The organism is Mucilaginibacter sp. RCC_168 (assembly GCF_041355315.1).
Lineage (GTDB): Bacteria > Bacteroidota > Bacteroidia > Sphingobacteriales > Sphingobacteriaceae > Mucilaginibacter.
Genome location: NZ_JBFUPN010000012.1, coordinates 173,004 through 192,317 on the forward strand (window position 1 = coordinate 173,004; position 19,314 = coordinate 192,317).

At 41.6% G+C, this 19,314-nt stretch carries 20 protein-coding genes; 15 read left to right on the forward strand and 5 right to left on the reverse strand.

Annotated elements, in window-relative coordinates:
- The first annotated feature begins 179 nt into the window (after positions 1–179).
- Together AB6735_RS13325 and AB6735_RS13330 are read left to right on the forward strand one after the other, a co-directional pair.
- Positions 180–1,553: a DEAD/DEAH box helicase gene (locus tag AB6735_RS13325; protein ID WP_370996340.1), complete on the forward strand. Its 1,374-nt coding sequence runs from the start codon at positions 180–182 to the stop codon at positions 1,551–1,553.
- Positions 1,554–1,723: 170 nt separating this feature from the next.
- Positions 1,724–2,047, forward strand: coding sequence for a septum formation initiator family protein (locus tag AB6735_RS13330; protein ID WP_370996341.1), 324 nt, complete (start codon positions 1,724–1,726; stop codon positions 2,045–2,047).
- A 243-nt stretch (positions 2,048–2,290) separates the two neighbouring features.
- On the opposite strand, the gene AB6735_RS13335 is transcribed toward AB6735_RS13330, so the two are convergent.
- The 5 genes from AB6735_RS13335 to fabG form a co-directional block, all read right to left on the reverse strand.
- Complete coding sequence (locus tag AB6735_RS13335; protein WP_370996342.1) at positions 2,291–3,457, reverse strand: acyltransferase family protein; 1,167 nt, start codon at positions 3,455–3,457, stop codon at positions 2,291–2,293.
- Positions 3,458–3,754: 297 nt separating this feature from the next.
- Entirely contained in the window at positions 3,755–5,836 is a 2,082-nt protein-coding gene (locus tag AB6735_RS13340) for a hypothetical protein (RefSeq protein ID WP_370996343.1), read from the reverse strand.
- A gap of 94 nt (positions 5,837–5,930) precedes the next feature.
- The gene (locus tag AB6735_RS13345) at positions 5,931–6,368 is read right to left on the reverse strand and encodes an energy transducer TonB (RefSeq protein WP_370996344.1); all 438 of its coding nucleotides are present in this window, start codon (positions 6,366–6,368) and stop codon (positions 5,931–5,933) included.
- Between the two features lie 16 nt (positions 6,369–6,384).
- The gene (locus AB6735_RS13350; protein WP_370996345.1) at positions 6,385–6,972 is read right to left on the reverse strand and encodes a hypothetical protein; all 588 of its coding nucleotides are present in this window, start codon (positions 6,970–6,972) and stop codon (positions 6,385–6,387) included.
- Between the two features lie 203 nt (positions 6,973–7,175).
- A complete protein-coding gene (gene fabG / locus AB6735_RS13355) occupies positions 7,176–7,919 on the reverse strand; it encodes a 3-oxoacyl-[acyl-carrier-protein] reductase (RefSeq protein ID WP_370996346.1) in 744 nt (247 codons plus the stop codon).
- A 230-nt stretch (positions 7,920–8,149) separates the two neighbouring features.
- Here fabG and purH point away from each other — a divergent pair, with 230 nt between their 5' ends.
- The 13 genes from purH to AB6735_RS13420 all read left to right on the forward strand — a co-directional run bounded on the left by purH (position 8,150) and on the right by AB6735_RS13420 (position 19,310).
- Complete coding sequence (gene purH, locus AB6735_RS13360; RefSeq protein ID WP_370996347.1) at positions 8,150–9,676, forward strand: bifunctional phosphoribosylaminoimidazolecarboxamide formyltransferase/IMP cyclohydrolase; 1,527 nt, start codon at positions 8,150–8,152, stop codon at positions 9,674–9,676.
- Positions 9,677–9,890: 214 nt separating this feature from the next.
- Complete coding sequence (locus tag AB6735_RS13365) at positions 9,891–10,913, forward strand: rod shape-determining protein (protein WP_076378059.1); 1,023 nt, start codon at positions 9,891–9,893, stop codon at positions 10,911–10,913.
- A 98-nt stretch (positions 10,914–11,011) separates the two neighbouring features.
- The gene (mreC, locus tag AB6735_RS13370; RefSeq protein WP_370996348.1) at positions 11,012–11,845 is read left to right on the forward strand and encodes a rod shape-determining protein MreC; all 834 of its coding nucleotides are present in this window, start codon (positions 11,012–11,014) and stop codon (positions 11,843–11,845) included.
- Complete coding sequence (locus tag AB6735_RS13375) at positions 11,838–12,356, forward strand: rod shape-determining protein MreD (RefSeq protein WP_370996349.1); 519 nt, start codon at positions 11,838–11,840, stop codon at positions 12,354–12,356. The genes mreC and AB6735_RS13375 overlap by 8 nt, the downstream gene beginning before the upstream one ends.
- Positions 12,353–14,365, forward strand: a complete 2,013-nt coding sequence (gene mrdA, locus AB6735_RS13380; protein WP_370996350.1) for a penicillin-binding protein 2 — start codon at positions 12,353–12,355, stop codon at positions 14,363–14,365. Before AB6735_RS13375 ends, mrdA begins: the two co-directional genes overlap by 4 nt.
- Position 14,366: 1 nt before the next feature.
- The gene (gene rodA / locus AB6735_RS13385) at positions 14,367–15,635 is read left to right on the forward strand and encodes a rod shape-determining protein RodA (protein WP_370996351.1); all 1,269 of its coding nucleotides are present in this window, start codon (positions 14,367–14,369) and stop codon (positions 15,633–15,635) included.
- Between the two features lie 539 nt (positions 15,636–16,174).
- Entirely contained in the window at positions 16,175–16,378 is a 204-nt protein-coding gene (locus AB6735_RS13390; RefSeq protein ID WP_370996352.1) for a hypothetical protein, read from the forward strand.
- Between the two features lie 187 nt (positions 16,379–16,565).
- Positions 16,566–16,763: a hypothetical protein gene (locus AB6735_RS13395; RefSeq protein WP_370996353.1), complete on the forward strand. Its 198-nt coding sequence runs from the start codon at positions 16,566–16,568 to the stop codon at positions 16,761–16,763.
- Between the two features lie 146 nt (positions 16,764–16,909).
- On the forward strand, positions 16,910–17,116 hold the full coding sequence (locus tag AB6735_RS13400) for a hypothetical protein (RefSeq protein WP_370996354.1): 207 nt from the start codon (positions 16,910–16,912) through the stop codon (positions 17,114–17,116).
- A 130-nt stretch (positions 17,117–17,246) separates the two neighbouring features.
- Positions 17,247–17,462 (forward strand): hypothetical protein, encoded by a 216-nt coding sequence (locus AB6735_RS13405; RefSeq protein WP_370996355.1) that lies wholly within the window; start codon positions 17,247–17,249, stop codon positions 17,460–17,462.
- 132 nt (positions 17,463–17,594) lie between these two features.
- Entirely contained in the window at positions 17,595–17,804 is a 210-nt protein-coding gene (locus tag AB6735_RS13410; protein WP_370996356.1) for a hypothetical protein, read from the forward strand.
- A gap of 113 nt (positions 17,805–17,917) precedes the next feature.
- Positions 17,918–18,079, forward strand: coding sequence for a hypothetical protein (locus AB6735_RS13415; RefSeq protein WP_172336958.1), 162 nt, complete (start codon positions 17,918–17,920; stop codon positions 18,077–18,079).
- Between the two features lie 64 nt (positions 18,080–18,143).
- The gene (locus AB6735_RS13420; RefSeq protein WP_370996357.1) at positions 18,144–19,310 is read left to right on the forward strand and encodes an HlyD family secretion protein; all 1,167 of its coding nucleotides are present in this window, start codon (positions 18,144–18,146) and stop codon (positions 19,308–19,310) included.
- The last annotated feature ends 4 nt before the right edge of the window (positions 19,311–19,314 follow it).

The window sequence follows — 19,314 nt, forward strand, 5'->3', positions numbered from 1 at the left end:
AGGAGATATTTGTGTGATCTGCACATTTACGATTTGCACATCCGCACAATTGTTAGCATCTGCAATAAAAAGCGTATCTTTGCAAAAAAGATTACATAATCGCTTACGGTTTTGATCACCGAAAACTCTTCAGACCCGCTTATGCTTTGGCGATAGCACATACACATTACAATCATTACATGTCATTCGAAAATTTAAATTTAATTGAGCCCTTATTAAAGGCTTTAAAAACCGAGGGCTATACCTCACCAACCCCTATACAGGCGCAAGCTATACCTATTGTACTGCAACGACGCGACCTTTTAGGCTGCGCCCAAACCGGTACCGGGAAAACCGCCGCCTTCGCGTTGCCTATTTTGCAATTGCTGCATCAGGACAGGATACAGCATAAGGAACAAAAAACCATTAAAGCGCTTATCCTTACCCCAACCCGCGAGCTGGCTATACAAATTGCCGAAAGCTTTACAGCCTACGGTAAACATACAGGTTTAAAAAACCTGGTTATTTTTGGCGGTGTATCACAAAACCCACAGGTTGACGCTTTAAGGCGCGGCGTGGATATCCTGATAGCAACCCCCGGTCGTTTGCTTGATCTGGTTAACCAACGCTATGTACACCTGGAGCACGTAAAAATGCTGATTCTGGATGAGGCAGACCGGATGCTGGATATGGGCTTTGTACATGATGTTAAAAAGATCATTACCAAAGTGCCGGCTAAAAGGCAAACCCTGTTCTTTTCGGCTACCATGCCTAAAGAGATACAACAGCTGGCCGACAGCATCCTGTCTGATCCCGAAAAAATTGAAGTTACCCCGGTATCGTCAACTGCCGATACCATCCAGCAGTCGCTTTTCTATGTAGATAAAGGCGATAAAAAATCATTGCTGATCCATATCCTGAAGGATAAAAATATTAAAACAGCCCTGGTATTTACCCGTACCAAGCACGGCGCCGATAAGGTGGTGAAAGACCTGATACGTGCAGGCATCACTGCCGAAGCTATTCACGGTAATAAATCACAAAACGCGCGTCAGCGTGCCCTTACCAATTTCAAAAACCGCACTACGCGCGTATTGATAGCTACTGATATTGCCGCACGCGGTATTGATATTGATGAGTTGACCCACGTGATCAACTACGAGATCCCGAACATTCCCGAAACCTATGTACACCGTATTGGCCGTACCGGCCGTGCGGGAGCAAGCGGTATAGCGCTTTCTTTTTGCGATGAGGATGAAATAGAATTTTTAAAGGATATCCATAAACTCATAGCTAAGGAGATCCCTGTAGAAGAAGCACATCCTTATCCGCTTAGTCCGGTAGCTATAGCCGCTGGCATGGGCGCCAAAAAAGGAACGGCTAATGCCAATTTACGTAACGGCTCATCGGGTGGTCGTAGCGGTGGCGGTAACAACAAACGCCGTGGCGGCAATGGCGGCGGTGGCAATCGTTCGGGTGGTGGTAACCGCTCAGGTGGTGGCAACAACCGCGGGGGCAGCAAGCCAGGCGGCGCAAGCGGCATGAGTGGAGCCAGCCGTTCATCGGGAAGATAGTTTAGTTCATTGGTTCACTTGTTCATTAGTTTATTGGGTCTTTATTACGGGTTACTTAGTAGCCATTTTATACCAATGAACCAATGAGCTAATGAACCAATGAACAATTTTCCAATGTTAATAAGTTAATAAGCATATTTGTACCTCTACAATTTTTTAAATATTTTTAAATGAAATTTATAGAGCCTATATCCATGAAACGCCTCATTAACCTGGTAAAGAATAAGTTTTTTCTGGTTACCCTGGCTTTTTTAGTATGGATGATATTCTTCGACAAAAACGATCTGTTTTCACAGTATGAATATCGCCGCCAGGTAAATAAGCTAAAAGAAGAACGCGATTTTTATAAAAAAGAGACCGACCAGGTAAACAAAGAGCTGGACGAGCTAACCTCGAACCCCCAAAAACTCGAAAAATTTGCCCGCGAAAAATACCTCATGAAAAAAGACAATGAGGATGTTTATGTGATTGTGCACCAGAAAAAAGAAAAATAGAATCAAGAGATAAGAGTCAGGAATTAAGATATAGAAAGCGATGGGTTTACTCATCGCTTTTTTTGTGGTGGAAAAACAAGGTCTTCATATCCCCATTAAAAAAGTATTTTTTTCAACCACGTCATTGCGAGGTACGAAGCAATCTCTATGCTATACAGAGTAAAGAGGTATTCATAATAGACCTGCCTATGTAGAGATTGCTTCGTACCTCGCAATGACGCATTTTATATTTCTTATTTACCGTCATACCGCTTCCACAGCCACATGCTTTTTACTGTGTTTCCAGCGATGCAATAGTTTATCCCTAACCCTCAGTGATGGTTTCTCAATAACGTATCTTAATATCAGCGCGCATGCTATGGTGCTGAGGAGGCAGCAAAGCATCATCAGATTACTGTTTTTGTCGATGCCGGTTTTTTGGAGCAGGTTTTGGGTAAGGTGGATCACCAGCTTGTGCGAAAGATAGACGCTGTAAGACAAAGCAGCCAGTTGAGCGGTAATGGCCGACTGGCGACGATACAGGAAATTTGAGGGGCAAACGATGGCTGCCAAAATCAATCCATATCCCAACGAAACCAGGGGAAAGCCCCAAACAGTACTGATAAGGTTATCTCCGGGCGAGCAAACAAAGTAAGCAGCTATTAAAATTATCAGGCCCAGCAGCATCAGGAGGTGATTGTACCTGTTCGCTATTTCTTTTATCCGCGGATAAAAAGTATATGCGCCGGCAATGCTCACCCCAATAAGCAATCCATCCAAGCGATTGTAGGTAGGGTAGTAGATCACCTGGTGCCATATCGCCCCAAAATCATCTTCGGATAGGTGGGGCGCTAAAAAATAGTGCCAGCCAGCATACCTGATCATAAAACCGGCAATAAACAACATAGCCAGGATGTAGATGGCTTTTTTTCCCGCTTTAAAATAGCTGAGCAGCCAAAAGGTTAAAGGCAGTATTAAATAGAACTGTTCTTCCACACATAACGACCAGGCGTGTGTAAAGGTTCCGGTTGTTTTCAGATCCAATCCAAAATTGAGGGTAAAGGTGAAATATTTCCAGAGTGGGGCCATGTGCTCCCGTTCGCGCAGGAATAGGATGGCGGTATATAATAGCAGCACTACCAGGTAAGGTGGAATGATCCGGAAAAAACGCTTTGCGAAAAACTCGCGCATATCAATGGCTTTGCCGTTTTTGATGGTATTAAAAAGCTGACCGGCGATCAAAAAACCACTTAAAACAAAAAACAGGTCGACGCCAGTCCAGCCAAAACTACCTATTTTACTTACCCATTCCGGATGACCGAAAAGCTGGTAATGAAACAGCAAAACATAGGTAATGGCCAATGCCCGTAAATGGTCTAAACCCAATAATTTATGTTTATTGGATATGCTGGCTGTGGTAGTGTCTGACATGAAATTTGATCGGGGAATTTATGCTGTAATTTATTGAAATAAATAAGATAACTAATAGGGGATATTATCTTATTTCTAATAAAAAAGTTTGTCATTTCGAACGAGGTACGAGGAGAAATCTTCTTCGACATGCAATTGGGACTTTGTACGCAGTAGAAGATTTCTCTTTCGCACCACGCTCATATCCGCCCATGCTCTATCGAAATGACATCGTTTTTGTAAAAGTCATTCTTCCAAACATCGATCACAAACATCATAAACAATCTTATTTCTTGATTCTAATCTCTTGCCTCTCCTTTAAACTTCGCCTTCACGTTTCCTTAAAAACCACTCGCCGGATAGCAACAGGAGGATCAGCACAAATACCCATTTTACATCGATGACATCGCTGTAGTGTTTGTCTTCGTAAACAACGGTTTTGATATTGTCGTTTTTGCGGATGAGGTCGGCAAGCTGGTTGAGTTGATTCGGATATAGCATTTGGCCGCCGCTTTGTTTAGCTATGGTGTTTAGCAACTGATGATTGGCAGCACTTTGGCGTGTTTCCAGGTTAAGCGGTTTTACGGTCAATTGTCCGCTGGCATTAAAGCGTTGGGTGTCATTTTGAGTAGTAGCAGTGTAACTGTATTCGCCAATGGGTAGTGTACCGGCATCCAGCTGGTAGCTTTGCCCGCTGCGGCTAAACAGGAAGCTGTAATTTTTACCCGCCTGGTTCTTCAGCTCGATCCTGACATCTGGCGTATTGATCAGTTCCAGGGCATCGTTATACAGTTCGGCATTCAAGATCACGTTTTCGCCCTCGTCAAAAACATTGCGGGCAGGGTATACCCTGAATCGCTGGCGATTGGCATTGGCGGTTAGGTATTGTACGGTTTGGCTCAGCAATTCGTCGGTAGCGTTGCGGTTGCCATAATTCTGATACTCGGCCAGTTGCCAGCGCCACAGGCCTTCGCCGGTGAGTATAGCGGTACGGCGCCCGGCATCATCAGCAAAAGCCAACAGGGGGTAGGTAGTAGCTACCGCGCCAATTTTTTGTTTTAACAGTACAGCGGTATTTGCAGCTATGCCATAACTGCCAAAGGGAGCAAGAAGTGGCGGCATTACCGCTATTTTTTTGCGTGATGAATCGGACAGGGTAAAAGCCGAAAAACCAGCTTCGGGCAGGGCCAGTACTTCCTGCGATTCGGAACGACCCGCACTGATCTTGACGCTGTTTTGCTCGGCATTAAAAGCCTGCAGATCGGTTTGCGAGCCCAGTATATACCAAACGGGGATCTTGCTTTTAGTGATAAAGTTTTTTAGCGGCGCGTATTCTCCTGCAGGGATCTGGTAAAGGATAACCAGGCTGTAATCGGCCAGTTTAATAGCAGCGATATCTGTGAGCAACGTGGTTTTTACCTCGAAGTTTTTATTAGTTTCAATAGCCTGCTTAATAACTGTAATATCCGGGTGCGGACTGCGGTACACAACCAGTACCTTTTGCCGGGCATCCAGCACATCTACATAAATAGTTTCGGTATTGTTTTGGGTAGATAGTTCGTTTTTAACCGGGGCAATGCTGATGTTATATTTACGCAAGCCTTTTTTATCAGCAGTTAACTTGATGGGGACCGTCTTTTTAAAATCGGCCGAAGCAACCGGAATAGTTTGGGTGAATACGGGCCTGCCATCTTCGGTAACGGTAATATGTATGTTTTCGCCCTTGCTTTGGTAGGCTGCTGCTAAAACCTCTATCTCAAAATCATTACCCAAAAAGGCGGTCTTATTGTAATTGACGTTGCCAATAAGCAGGTCGCGTTTGGCAACGGTATCGCCCAGGGCAATGGTATAAATGCTGGTTTTGATGTTTTTGGCTTCGTACTGCGGATCGTTACCTTGGTTGTATAAGCCATCGGTGGCTAAAACCAGTGCGCCGATATTCTGATTTGCAAAGCGGTTATTGAGTTGCTGTAAAGCTCCCGCAATATCGGTTTGCTTACCATTGAACTTATCAGACAGGCCATTAGCCAGGTCTTTGCTGAAATTAAACTCCTGCACATCATATTTATCGCCCAACTGCTGTTTGAGTTTAGTCAGATCGTTTATGACTTGAGCAGAATTAAAACCGGCAGGTTTAAATGTATTGATGGATGATGAATTATCCTGGGCGATGAGTACCAAAGGTTTCTGCGGATCATATTTGATGGTTTTTACCAGTGGTGAAACCAGCAAAATGGCGATAACAAACACCACCAAAGCACGGAGAACGGATAACCACAACCTGAAATTTTTGCCCAGGTTAACCGGTTGCCGGTATAATAGCCAGGCATAAAATATACCCAGTATTAAACAAACAGGCACCCACCATCCGGAAATCGATCCCCAGGTTATTGAAAACATTTTTTATAGGTTGTAATGTATAACGCAATACGTTTTACGCTCAGCTGCAAAATGCGAAATTATTGTGAAATGCGGGGAATAAGTTTTTATTCACTCAATTAATATGAACCGGCAAGGCATACAAACAGGGTACCGGTTGCCCATTACATTTAGCCGGTTTCCATTTAATCTTACTAATAATATCCAGTACATGTTTACCCAAAAGTTGTTTATCTCCCGATGAATCTCTTGTAATCCTTTTCCCATCGATTGTTCCGTTAGGTTCAATTACAAAAACAACAATTGCACTGCCCGCGTAAAAAGAAGAATCTTGAGGAAGTTTTATATTCTTCATGAGCACATCACCCATCTTATCCAACCCTCCCTCGGGTTCGGGTGCCTCGTCAACCTTGTTATAAACAAACTTATGTAGAATGGAATCCTGTTTGCCTACGCAGGTATCCTTGTTGGTTTGGGCGATGCTATCGGTAAAAACAAAACATGACAAGCAAACTGCAGTTACCATGGTAAGGAAAGTTTTCTTATATGTCATACGTTTGAATGCTCAATTATCTTGTTTCCAGTAGGGTGCCAATTTTAATTCCTTGTGATAGAAAAAAGGTTTTTAAGATATCATACTTCTGTTCACAATATTCAATATCTTTTATATTTTTTGAGCTGAGCCGATTATGTTGACACTGAAAACAATATTCAATATATTGGGCTACTCGCTCATTGTTATCCATAAACAGTATTGCATTCCTGGGATTATAGCAGTTGGCTCCAGGATCAGCTATTTCTAAAGGTCCGTTATGTGATGTATAACCAACATTAAATAATATATCTGTTAAGGAATCGATCCCTGTTTTTGACAAAATCTTGCGTTCCCTTACTTTACCCGAAATTAAGACATGATTTTTAACCGGTAAATAATTGATATCAGCTTTTGTGTCATTAAAGGATATCAAAATAATACTTTTTGCTGTGTTAAACGGAAAGAGGGTTCGCCTTTGTGTCGCATTATATTTGTGATGATTAAGGCATTGATAATTTCTTTCCGCAATTTCCTCATCTTCCTTGGTCGGCGGTCCGGGTAGCTTTTTTTGCCCAAAAGCAATGGCTGGTATTAAAAAAAACAGGAAAAAAAGCTTGTTCATAGTTTAGGTAATGGTTTATAGTCTAAGTTATCAAATTTTAGACACATTATCACCTCACAATAATTGTTCACTAAAACAAACAAGGCCAGCTGATGCTGGCCTTGTTTAAATATATAATTTTGGTGAGTTACTTGCCCTGAGAGATCCTGAAACAAGTTCAGGATGACATAATCTCCCCGAAGGTTTTGACTTTTTACTTCCAATTAAAGCATTCCACCATCAACCGGGATCACCTGGCCGGTAATATAGGTAGCCATATCTGATGCCAGGAAAACGCAGGCATTGGCCACATCTTCGGGCTGTCCGGCACGTTTCAGCGGGATATCAGCCTCCCAGCCTTCAACCACTTTAGGATCAAGTACGTCTGTCATTTCGGTTTTGATAAAGCCTGGCGCCACAACATTAGTACGGATGTTACGTGAACCCAGTTCCTTGGCTACCGATTTGGAAAAACCGATGATGCCCGCTTTGGAAGCAGCATAATTGGCTTGACCGGCATTGCCTTGTACACCTACCACAGAGCTCATATTGATGAACACACCATTGCGGTTTTTCATCATGATCTTGGAGGCCGCTTTGGTCACATTAAATATCGATTTCAGGTTTACGTTCAGCACTTCGTCCCAGTTCTCTTCGGTCATGCGCATCAGCAGGCCATCTTTAGTGATACCGGCGTTATTAACCACTATATGTAAGGTGCCAAAATCGGCTACAATATCATTGATCAGTTTTTCGGCTTCTTCAAATTTGGAAGCATCAGAGCGGTAGCCTTTTACTTTGGTGCCAAAGCTTTGCAGCTCCTGCTCCAGGGCCTGGCCTTTTTCAACCGACGATAAATAGGTAAATGCCACGTTGGCGCCTTGCTCGGCAAATTTCTCGGCTATTTTACGCCCTATACCTTTTGAGGCGCCGGTAATAAGCGCTATTTTTCCTTCTAATAATTTCATAAATTGAATATATGATTTCGGGCGGTGAAGTTAGTGGTTTTTTATTTTGGTTCATAGTTAATGGTTCATAGATCATAGTGGATAGTTCATAGGAGTAATTTGAACCAGTTGAATGATAATGTCCTTAGCTATGATCTATGAACCATTAACTATGAACTGTTTTTCCTTCAGAAAAAATTAATCAATTAACTAAATATCACTACCTTTGCGGCTCAAAAAATTACGTGTGCATGAGCCAGTCTGTTCAAATAAAAAACGCTTTAATTTCTGTTTACTACAAAGATAATTTAGAGCCTATTATCCTGGAGTTAAACCGCCTTGGTGTCGAGATCTATTCCACCGGCGGAACCGAAACTTTTATCCGTAATCTGGGTGTTAATGTGGTGCCTGTGGAGGACCTTACATCATACCCATCTATTTTAGGCGGACGTGTTAAAACCCTGCACCCCAAAGTGTTTGGAGGCATCCTTGCCCGCAGGAGTTTTGATGGTGACGGACAGCAGCTGGCCCAGTACGAGATACCGGAGATTGACCTGGTAATTGTTGATCTTTATCCTTTTGAAGAAACCGTAAAATCAGGCGCAGCCCAGGAAGATGTGATCGAGAAGATCGATATCGGTGGTATTTCGCTGATCCGCGCGGCAGCAAAAAACTTTAAGGATGTAGTAATCGTAGCTTCCAAAAATGATTACGGTACGCTGGAAGATATTCTGAAAACACAGGGCGGCGCAACTACGCTTGATCAACGCCGTTCATTCGCTCAAAAAGCATTCAATATATCATCACATTACGATACCGCTATTTTCCAATATTTTAACCAGGAAGAGCCGCTGCCGGTATTTAAACAAAGCATACAAAGCAGTCAGGTTTTGCGTTACGGCGAAAACCCGCATCAGGGCGGTGTGTTTTACGGCGACCTTGACGCCATGTTCACCAAACTGCACGGTAAGGAATTATCTTACAACAACCTGGTCGACGTGGATGCAGCCGTTGCTTTGATCGACGAGTTTACCGAGCCAACTGTGGCTATATTAAAACATACCAACGCTTGCGGTATTGCCTCACGCTCTTTTATTAAAGAAGCCTGGATCGATGCGCTGGCCTGCGACCCGGTTTCAGCTTTTGGCGGTGTGATCATTGCCAATGATGAGATCAACGCGGATACGGCTACGGAGATCAGCAAAATATTTTACGAAGTACTGATAGCCCCGGCTTATACCGACGAAGCCGTACAAATTTTACAGAGCAAAAAGAACCGTATTATTTTGGTCCGCCAACCGGTGGCTTTGCCAACCAAGCAGTTCAAAACTTTATTGAACGGTGTTATTGAGCAGGATAAAGACGCGGTTATTGAAGGTCCGGCTCAAATGACCCCGGTTACCAACAGAAAACCGACTGAGCACGAACTGCATGATCTGTTTTTTGCCAACAAGGTGGTAAAACACACTAAATCTAACACTATAGTATTTGCTAAAAATGGTCAGCTGATGGCCAGCGGTGTTGGTCAAACCTCAAGAGTTGATTCTTTAAAACAGGCGGTTATCAAAGCGCATAGTTTTGGCTTCGATCTGCATGGCGCGGTGATGGCATCTGATGCTTTTTTCCCGTTCCCGGATTGTGCCGAGTTGGCCGCAGAAGCGGGTATAACAGCTATATTACAACCAGGCGGATCCATAAACGACAAACTTTCTGTTGAAATGTGTAATGAAAAAAATATTTCGATGGTGACCACCGGTGTTCGTCATTTTAAACACTAAAATTAAAGATTAACCGGGCTTGTTGGGTTGGATGAAGTGTGGCAGATTGGAAATAAATGGTAGTTTTACAACTCCAAAAGCCCGATTAACATAATTTAACTTAACCGACCTGTCCAAACAATAAATATGAAATTTATACGCTCTTAATTGCAACTATGTGATTTTTTTAAGCGTATTTTTATAAACTTTACAGATTATTTGAAAGAAGCAACAGATGGGTTTATTTAACTTTTTTACACAAGAAATAGCTATCGATTTGGGTACCGCGAATACCCTCATTATACATAACGACAAAGTTGTTGTTGACGAACCATCTATCGTGGCGTTTGACAGGACAACTAATAAAGTAATTGCCATTGGCAGGCAGGCCATGCAAATGGAAGGTAAAACACATGATAACATCCGTACGGTGCGCCCGCTGAAGGATGGTGTAATTGCCGACTTTAACGCTGCTGAGCACATGATACGGGGTATGATCAAAATGATTAACCAGGGTAAAGGCTGGTTTTTCCCTTCATTGCGTATGGTGATCTGTATCCCATCGGGCATTACCGAGGTGGAGAAACGCGCCGTGCGTGACTCTGCCGAGATTGCCGGTGCCAAGGAGGTTTACCTGATACATGAGCCAATGGCCGCTGCCGTAGGTATCGGTATTGATGTGGAAGAACCCATGGGTAACATGATCATCGATATTGGTGGTGGTACCACCGAGATTGCCGTTATCGCCCTGTCAGGTATTGTTTGTGACCAGTCTATCCGCGTAGCGGGAGATAACTTTGACTCAGACATTGTACAATATATCCGCCGTCAGCATAACATCATGATTGGTGATCGTACTGCCGAGAAGATCAAAATTGAGGTGGGTGCCGCCTTGCCGGAATTGGCAGATCCACCAAGTGATTTTGCTGTTCAGGGCCGCGACTTGATGACCGGTGTTCCAAAGCAGATCATGGTATCCTATACCGAGATCGCGCACTGCCTGGATAAGTCGATCTCCAAAATAGAGGAAGCGATATTAAAAGCATTGGAAATTACCCCGCCCGAGCTATCGGCCGATATTTACCAAACAGGTATTTATTTAACAGGTGGTGGCGCTTTGCTGCGTGGTTTGGATAAACGTGTAGCGGCAAAAACAAAACTACCGGTTCACGTTGCCGAAGATCCGCTGCGTGCCGTAGTCCGCGGAACAGGAACCGCCCTTAAAAACATAGGAAATTTTAAATTTTTAATGCAATAGTTGATAATGACTGAATTAGTGGGTTAGTGAATTAGTGAGTTTAAATATTCTCTTCATTCACTAATTCACCAATTCACTAACTCACTAATTATAAAGCGATGCGTAACCTCTTGATATTTATCACTAAGTATAACGCGTTTTTTTTATTCCTGATTTTTGAGATAAGCTCGCTGCTTATTTATATCAAATACAACTCCTTTCAAAAAGCTACTTTTATTAATTCAACCAACAAGGTTACCGGTACGCTGTACACACAGGTTAGTCAGTTTTATGCATACTTATCGTTAAAAGAAGTAAATGACAGCCTCGCCCGCGAAAACGCCCAACTGCGCGGGATATTAAAATCGGCTTTGTATGTAGATACGATTGAAAAACATAAGGTGGTTGATACCACTTACAAACAGCAGTATACCTATATTGTAGCCAGAGTGATCAATAACTCCACCAACAAGCGCAGTAACTATATTACCATTAACCGGGGTAGTAAAGAAGGTATAACTAAGGATATGGGGGTTATTTGCAGCTCGGGGGTAGTAGGGATGGTAGTTGACGTTTCAGAGCATTTGGCTATAGTGCAATCGGTACTGAATAAAAACACCCGTTTTAGTGCTATGCTGGCTAATAATAAAGAGATCGGCTCATTTATATGGGGGGCTGATCTTGACCCTAAAAAGGGATTGTTAACGGATATCCAAAACGATGCTCAACCGAAACTGGGTGAGCAGGTAGTTACCTCGGGGTATTCGCTTTTTCCTACGGGCATTCCCTTTGGGAAAATAACAAACCTGCATGCTAAAGGTGGCGGCTTACTGCTTAATGTGGATGTGACACTTGCTGTTGATTTTAGTAAACTGGAATATGTTTACGTGATAAATAACAAATTTGCGCAGGAGCAAACGGATCTGGAGGCCGGACAGAAAAAAAATGAGTAGAGCTATTTTAGTTAATGCTATCCGGTTTCTGGTGCTGGTTTTTATGCAGGTGTTTTTGCTCAAGAACATTACCTTTTATAACCTGTCGACCCCGTATCTGTATATCTTGTTTATTTTGCTGCTTCCGTTTGAGGTGCCTAATATATTGCTGTTTGTATTGTCGTTTTTATTAGGATTAACCATTGATGCTTTTTATGATACGCCTGGTCTGCACGCAGCCGCGTGTGTGGTACTGGCTTTGGTGCGTATCCTGTTTATCAGCATCACGGTGCAAAAAGATGGCTTTGATAATGAACCTGAACCTACCTTGAGTATTATGGGGTTCCGGTGGTTTTTTACCTATGCCCTGGTGCTTACCCTCTTTCATCATTTCTTTCTGCTGAATTTAGAGGTATTTAGTTTTTCTGAAATCCAATACACACTAAGCCGTGTTGTATTGAGTTCAATATTTACTGTATTTTTAATGCTTATTTCAGGATTACTATTTTTCAGAAGGAAAGAACGTAAATGAACAAGTTTTTTGAGCGTCGCTACGTTGTAACAGGTATTTTTCTGGTAATTATGATCACTCTTTTGGGTAGGCTTTACTATATCCAGATAGTTGATGACCGTTATACACTATACGCCAACCGTAATGTAAGGCGCATAGAGATCCAATACCCGGCGCGTGGCCCCATACTTGATCGTTATGGTAAAATACTGGTTCAGAATGTACCCATTTATGACATTACAGTTAATCCAAAAGAAGTAAAACCGTTTGATACGCTGGCGTTTTGTAAATTATTAGGTATTGATAAAGAAGGCTTTGATAAGCGTATGATCAAGGCCATCAAATACTCTCCTAATAAGGAGTCGATATTTGAAAAACAGCTCCCTTTTGAGTTGTACGCGTCTTTCCAGGAAAAACTAACCGAATTTCCTGGATTTTATGTGCAGCGACGTACGGTAAGAACCTATCCCGATTCAACTGCCGCTCAGTTTTTAGGTTTTATTGGCGAGGTGCAGGACCGGGATATTGAACGCTCAAACGGCTATTATCGCCAGGGCGATTATATTGGTGTTACCGGTGTCGAAAAGTCCTATGAACAAGTTTTGCGGGGACAAAGGGGCGTGAAAATACAAATGGTTGATTCGCGGGGCATACCTAAAGGTTCTTTTGCCAATGGCGCCTTTGATACTTTGGCCCATCCCGGCGAACGACTTACTTCATCACTTGATATGAACCTGCAAAAGCTGGGCGAAAAGCTGATGAAAAACAAACTGGGTAGTATCGTAGCTATCGAACCGTCAAGCGGCGAAATATTATGTTATGTAAGCAGCCCTACGTATGACCCCAACCTGATGGTTGGCCGGGAGCGGGGAAACAATGCGTCCAAACTATACAACGATCCTTATAATCCGTTTTTTATCCGGCCTATACAGGCCTATTATCCTCCTGGGTCGTCATTTAAGCCTTTGAGCGCACTTATCGCCATACAGGAAGGGGTAATTACCCCCGAAACCATGTATTACTGTCCGGGATATTATATAGCGGGTAACAGAAGGATACCTTGTTTTCATGGCGAAGTGCACGGGGCTGTTAATTTAAGTAAAGCTGTAGCAGAGTCATGTAATGGTTACTTTGATATGGTTTTTGAGAAGCTGATAAACCGTAATGGGGCCAAAAAGACCGATACATCATTTAATTATTGGCGAGGTAATGTAGCCAAATTTGGTTTGGGTACCAAGTTAGGACTTGATATGCCAAACGAAGGCCGGGGTAACCTGCCAAGGGCATCCTACTATGATAAAGTATACCATAAAGGCGGCTGGCGTTCAAGTACGGTTATTTCATTAGGGATAGGGCAGGGCGAATTATTAGCTACCCCCTTGCAGTTAGCCAATATCGAAGCTACTATTGCCAATCGTGGTTTTTATTACAAACCCCATTTGATAAAAGCTATTGGCGACAAACAGGTGATCAAACACGAGTACAATGTGAAGAATTATGTGGGCATAGATTCACAGTATTTTAAGCCGGTTATTGATGGTATGGAAAGTGTGGTTGATTACGGAACGGCCAAAGGTGCAAAAATACCGGGCATCATCATGTGCGGGAAAACAGGTACGGCTCAAAACAGAACAGGTAAGGATAATTCGGTATTTGTTGCTTTTGCCCCAAGGGATAACCCCAAAATAGCCATAGCCGTAGTGGTTGAGAATGCAGGGCAGGGTGGTACATGGGCAGCGCCCATTGCCAGTTTTATTGTTGAACAATATTTAAGAAAATCGATATCGCAACGGCCATCGGGTATTACACCTGATTATTACATCAATGCCAACCTGTTGCCCGATTTAAATATTTATCTGCCAGAAAGGTTAAAAGAAAGAAAAAGAGACAGTATCAGATCTGTGCGAGCTGATTCAATCAGGAAGGTGAAATCCGATTCGATCAAAAAAGCGGCTCAGCTCAAAACGGCTAACAATAATAAATCAGGAAGTTTAAGCAATCTTTTAGCAGGCAGGGGGGCTGGTAAATAATATGAGTGTAAACAACCAGCGCAGCTTTTTTTTCAATGTAGATTGGTTAACAGTGCTCCTGTATCTGGCCCTGTGTACTATTGGCTGGTTCAATATTCACGCTGCTGTGTTTGATGAAAAGCATCCGAGTATTATTGATGCCTCAACTAACTATGGCAAGCAATTTATTTATATCAACGTATCCATCGTAGTAGCCATAGTTATACTGTTGTTGGAGAGTAGGTTTTTAACCGCGCTTGCACCTGCATTTTACGGTATAACGGTACTGCTGTTGATATTGGTGTTAGTAGTGGGCCGAAACGTGGGTGGTAACCAGGCCTGGATAAACATGGGTGGTGGGTTCCGGTTACAGCCCTCGGAGTTTGCTAAATTTTCCACGTGTTTGCTATTGGCCCGTTATCTGAGCTCGGTTAATATAAAAGTTACCGAATTAAGATCATTTCTGATAGCAGCGGCCATAATAGGCTTCCCGATGTTGCTGATCATGCTGCAACCCGATACCGGGTCAACGCTGGTGTTCTGCTCGCTTATTTTTGTACTTTACCGAGAGGGCCTGTCGCCATATTTTTTGGTGATCAGTGGTTTGCTTATTGTGCTGTTTGTAGTTTCACTTTTGTATAATCCAGTTTATGTAATCCTGGCATTAGTGGCATTAACCGCCCTAATCATATTTTTATTCAGACGGCATCGCAAGCTTATTTTTACTATGCTGGTAGGCCTGGCCATATCTGTCGCGTTTATTTTTAGCGTTAAATTTATTTACTCCCATGTTTTAAAGCCGCACCAAACCGAACGTATTAATATACTATTAGGTATCACTACCGATTTAAAAGGCAAGGGATATAATGTAAATCAATCGAAAATAGCTATTGGTTCGGGCAAGTTATGGGGCAAGGGTTATTTACATGGCACACAAACCAAATACTCCTTTGTACCCGAGCAAAGTACCGACTTTATTTTTTGTACCATTGGCGAAGAGTGGGGTTTTGCCGGATCGGTTGTGGTCATCGGGCTTTATCTGTTTTTAATATTACGGGTGATCTATCTGGCCGAAAGGCAGCGATCGCCTTTCTCCCGCATATATGGTTATGGGGTGGCTTCTGTATTGTTTTTTCATGTGGTTATTAACATTGGCATGACCATTGGGGTGGTGCCTGTAATAGGTATACCTCTGCCATTTATCAGTTATGGCGGCTCTTCTTTGCTCAGTTTTACCATACTGCTCTTTATCCTCGTTAAGCTCGATTCAAACCGGATGGGCATCGTTTAATATACGCTGAAGTTTCTGGCGCTAACGCCTTGACTATGTATGTTGTATGATTTGTCTTATTACTATATTGTTACATTAATATTAATTTATTTAATACTGATAAGGTAAATATAGTTACAGAATGGTTAAATATTTAAATATCCAATAATTAAATTATTAATCTTTTAGTTAAATCATTGACTTGGTAACAATTGTGTTAATTATAGATTACTTTTCTTAAAAATCGCCTGTTAATCCCATATTTTAACATTTTATTTATTAAATAGCCCAGGAAATTGGAGTGGAAACTGTTGCTGAGTAAAATGAATGAATTGAATATAGAGCCATAAAAGTGCGCTTTTGGTCTAAAAAGCAGGTTTTTATAATGTTTTAACCCATTTTTAAGCCTTTTTTCCTTTCAGAAGCAGTACCCGCAAACAGGTACGCATTCAAGTATTTATTGTTATATATTATATTTGTTTTAAGCGTTTGGCCGAACGGAGGCGTATCCTGAAAAGCCTATAACAGAGTAAGGGGACAAAACAATAAATAACACTATTATGAAAAATTTAGAATTAAAAGAACTTGGCGTTCAAGAAATGAATGCTACTGAAATGACAAAAGTTAACGGTGGCGGTCCTTTAAGCGACATACTGGTTAACACTTTATTTGTGGCCTTGGGAGGTGTAAGCATTTTGTTAAACAACACAGTTAGCTTTGTTGGTTACACTGTAAATTCGCTTTTAGGCTTCATTAAAAGCTAATTAGTTTTATTTAACTATTTCCCAAAAACAATTTCGCGATCCCTGTTCCGATAAGGTGGCTAACACAGCTTATCTCACTGATTGCGATTCTAATTAATTTGTGGCATTGCCATTATTGGCCGGCCAGACGGGCGAATCCTGAAAAGCCCTAACAGAGTAAGGGATTATTGAACAAAAAAATACTATTATGAAAAATTTAGAATTAAAAGAACTTGGCGTTCAAGAAATGAATGCTACTGAAATGACTAACGTTAATGGTGGTTTATTAGGCATCAGCATTGACCTTGGCCCACTTTTCGCTCAACTTAACAAAACAGTAACTGAAGTTGTGTCTTTTGTTACTACTCAAGTTAAAATCGTTGGTGCTATTCTTGGAGCATTATAATAAAACCTTTTAAATAGCCGTTGCCCAGGCTGGGTTAACGGCTATTTATTCCTATCGCACGTAACAAATCCTATTCCTCAATTTCACATAAATGGCGGATCCCGAAAAGCCATGAACAGAGTAGGGAAATTTTTTAAACTACCCTTATGAAAAATTTGGAATTAAAAGAACTTGGAGTTCAGGAAATGAATGTTGCTGAAATGGCCGATGTAAATGGCGGCAGTGTAATTGGAGGTATCATCAATGCTGTTCAGGCACTTGTAGACGGCCTTCAGGCAAATGTAAACCTGGATGGGATCATTCAGGACTTTAAAACCTTTTTTACTACCCTTAAAGGTTTGTTGCACGGATAACTGTTGCCTAAATTGAATTAAACAGTTATTTACCATATATTTAAACTGAGATTATTCCCAAAACTTATTATATACATGGCGAATCCTGAAAAGCCATAACAGAGTAAGGAAAATGTTTAAGATTACAATCATGAAAAACCTTGAATTAAAAGAACTGGATGTCCAGGAAATGAATGCTACTGAAATGACTACGGTTAATGGTGGTGCTATTTTGGATGGTGTTGCTACCCTTGTTGATAATGTCGCCCTTCTTATTGGTGGTTCGCTTGGTTCCCTGCTTCCGGGGCTTTCAAATGTAATTGTGAATATTTTACATTCCGTGTCAGGTCTTCTTAATCGAATTTAAGATCTTATACAACGACTTGAGTTAATTAAAGCTATAAGGCAGCCGTATACTGATATATCGGCTTTTGCCGATTAAGGCGTATCCTGAAAAGCCTTAACAGAGTAAGGGATTTTATATACAAAAAACACAATTATGAAAAATCTAGAATTAAAGGAGCTTGGTGTTCAGGAAATGAATACTGCTGAAATGACAAAAGTTAACGGTGGTGGTTTAGGCGACATTTCAATCAGTCTTAACCTTGAGCCTGTTTTGAAATTTTTAGCAGGTGTATTAACTGATACAGGTTCACTCCTTACCAAAACATTGGGCTCGCTATTTCAATTACTTCAGGGCGGCTTGTAAGATAAGCAATAGCCGTTGCTCTTAAATGCTTAAGGGTACGGCTATTTTCTTTTCAACAGAGTCAACTTAATTTGGCTCATTTTCGTAAAAAAAACAAATAAACACTCACAATTATGAAAAATTTAGAATTAAAAGAACTTGGTGTTCAGGAAATGGATGCTAAGGAAATGATCAATGTTAACGGTGGATACGGCTTAGGTGATCTGCTTGGCGCCGTATTTACAGCTTTAGGCTCTATTTTAGATGCCGTTGTTAAATTGGTTCAAGGTTTATAAAAACATAAAATAGTCGTTATCACGATTCATTGGGATAACGACTATTTTAATATGTTGCAAAGGCATGGCTTTATCTACCTATTCTACAGAAACAATTGCTGAAACCTCTATTGTTTACCGTTCACAGATAAGCAGGAGAACCCAGCTTATCTATTTAGTTACGGTATTAGCAATAATAGTAACTTTTGTACTGCTTCCATTTATTAAAACCCCTATCAGTATTAAGGGGACCGGGCTTTTACAATCATCTATCGAAAAAGCCGAATTAACCATTCCGGTTAACGGCCGGCTCACCAGGCTTAAACTTACCGACAATCAAAAAATTACCCGTGGCGATACCATTTTAGTGATAGACGCCTCCGTGCAGAAACAACAAGGCGCTCTGGCCGATAATCGCAAAAGACAAATAGGACAGTTTTTAGGTGATATCAACGAATTATTGGCTGGCGTTAACAGGGGAAGAACAAGTACTCCTAATTTGCAAACCGGGCAATATAATGCCTCATGGCAGCAATTTTCGCAGGAGCTGGCAAATTCGGCTATTGCCAAACAACAGTCGGCAAGTACATTTAACCGCTATAACGAATTGTATAAGAACAAAGTGCTTACCGAATCGGAGTACGAAAAGTATAAATTTGAGTATGAACAGGCCAAATCTGCTTATTTAATGGTGTTGGCCAAATATAAAACGCAATGGCAAACCGAAGCTAATGGTTTCAGGAATGAACTGCGCCAGCTAAACGGACAGGAAGCTGAGATAAACGAACAAAAAAGACAATACATGCTGAGGGCTCCTATAAGCGGCTCAGTTCAAAATATATCAGGTGTGCAAAACGGCGCGTACGTGTTTGCTAACCAAAAGATCGGTGAAATATCACCAGATGCCAATTTAACTGCCTTTTGCTATATCAAACCCTCAGATATCGGGTTGATTAAAAAGGGGCAGCAGGTACGTTTCCAGGTAGATGCATTCAATTACAATCAATGGGGCCTGATGACTGGTAAGGTGGTTGATATTTCTGATGATATCATTATAGTAAACCAAAACCAACCGGTATTTAAGGTAAAATGTACGCTTGATAAAAACTACCTCACCTTAAAGAATGGCTACAAAGGATACCTGAAAAAGGGGATGAATTTTACAGCCCGATTTAACGTAACCAAGCGGAGCTTATATCAATTATTGTACGATAAGGTAGATGATTGGGTAAATCCTAATATTGGCAGCTAAACCA

Excerpts from the sequence above, each read along its gene's own strand:
- AB6735_RS13340 (WP_370996343.1), bottom strand. The coding sequence starts at position 5,836 with ATGTTTTCAATAACCTGGGGATCGATTTCCGGATGGTGGGTGCCTGTT.
- AB6735_RS13325 (WP_370996340.1), top strand. The coding sequence starts at position 180 with ATGTCATTCGAAAATTTAAATTTAATTGAGCCCTTATTAAAGGCTTTA.
- AB6735_RS13395 (WP_370996353.1), top strand. The coding sequence starts at position 16,566 with ATGAAAAATTTAGAATTAAAAGAACTTGGCGTTCAAGAAATGAATGCT.
- AB6735_RS13400 (WP_370996354.1), top strand. The coding sequence starts at position 16,910 with ATGAAAAATTTGGAATTAAAAGAACTTGGAGTTCAGGAAATGAATGTT.
- mrdA (WP_370996350.1), top strand. The coding sequence starts at position 12,353 with ATGAACAAGTTTTTTGAGCGTCGCTACGTTGTAACAGGTATTTTTCTG.
- AB6735_RS13345 (WP_370996344.1), bottom strand. The coding sequence starts at position 6,368 with ATGACATATAAGAAAACTTTCCTTACCATGGTAACTGCAGTTTGCTTG.
- AB6735_RS13390 (WP_370996352.1), top strand. The coding sequence starts at position 16,175 with ATGAAAAATTTAGAATTAAAAGAACTTGGCGTTCAAGAAATGAATGCT.
- rodA (WP_370996351.1), top strand. The coding sequence starts at position 14,367 with ATGAGTGTAAACAACCAGCGCAGCTTTTTTTTCAATGTAGATTGGTTA.
- mreC (WP_370996348.1), top strand. The coding sequence starts at position 11,012 with ATGCGTAACCTCTTGATATTTATCACTAAGTATAACGCGTTTTTTTTA.
- fabG (WP_370996346.1), bottom strand. The coding sequence starts at position 7,919 with ATGAAATTATTAGAAGGAAAAATAGCGCTTATTACCGGCGCCTCAAAA.
- AB6735_RS13350 (WP_370996345.1), bottom strand. The coding sequence starts at position 6,972 with ATGAACAAGCTTTTTTTCCTGTTTTTTTTAATACCAGCCATTGCTTTT.
- purH (WP_370996347.1), top strand. The coding sequence starts at position 8,150 with ATGAGCCAGTCTGTTCAAATAAAAAACGCTTTAATTTCTGTTTACTAC.
- AB6735_RS13410 (WP_370996356.1), top strand. The coding sequence starts at position 17,595 with ATGAAAAATCTAGAATTAAAGGAGCTTGGTGTTCAGGAAATGAATACT.
- AB6735_RS13420 (WP_370996357.1), top strand. The coding sequence starts at position 18,144 with ATGGCTTTATCTACCTATTCTACAGAAACAATTGCTGAAACCTCTATT.
- AB6735_RS13415 (WP_172336958.1), top strand. The coding sequence starts at position 17,918 with ATGAAAAATTTAGAATTAAAAGAACTTGGTGTTCAGGAAATGGATGCT.
- AB6735_RS13330 (WP_370996341.1), top strand. The coding sequence starts at position 1,724 with ATGAAATTTATAGAGCCTATATCCATGAAACGCCTCATTAACCTGGTA.
- AB6735_RS13365 (WP_076378059.1), top strand. The coding sequence starts at position 9,891 with ATGGGTTTATTTAACTTTTTTACACAAGAAATAGCTATCGATTTGGGT.
- AB6735_RS13335 (WP_370996342.1), bottom strand. The coding sequence starts at position 3,457 with ATGTCAGACACTACCACAGCCAGCATATCCAATAAACATAAATTATTG.
- AB6735_RS13375 (WP_370996349.1), top strand. The coding sequence starts at position 11,838 with ATGAGTAGAGCTATTTTAGTTAATGCTATCCGGTTTCTGGTGCTGGTT.
- AB6735_RS13405 (WP_370996355.1), top strand. The coding sequence starts at position 17,247 with ATGAAAAACCTTGAATTAAAAGAACTGGATGTCCAGGAAATGAATGCT.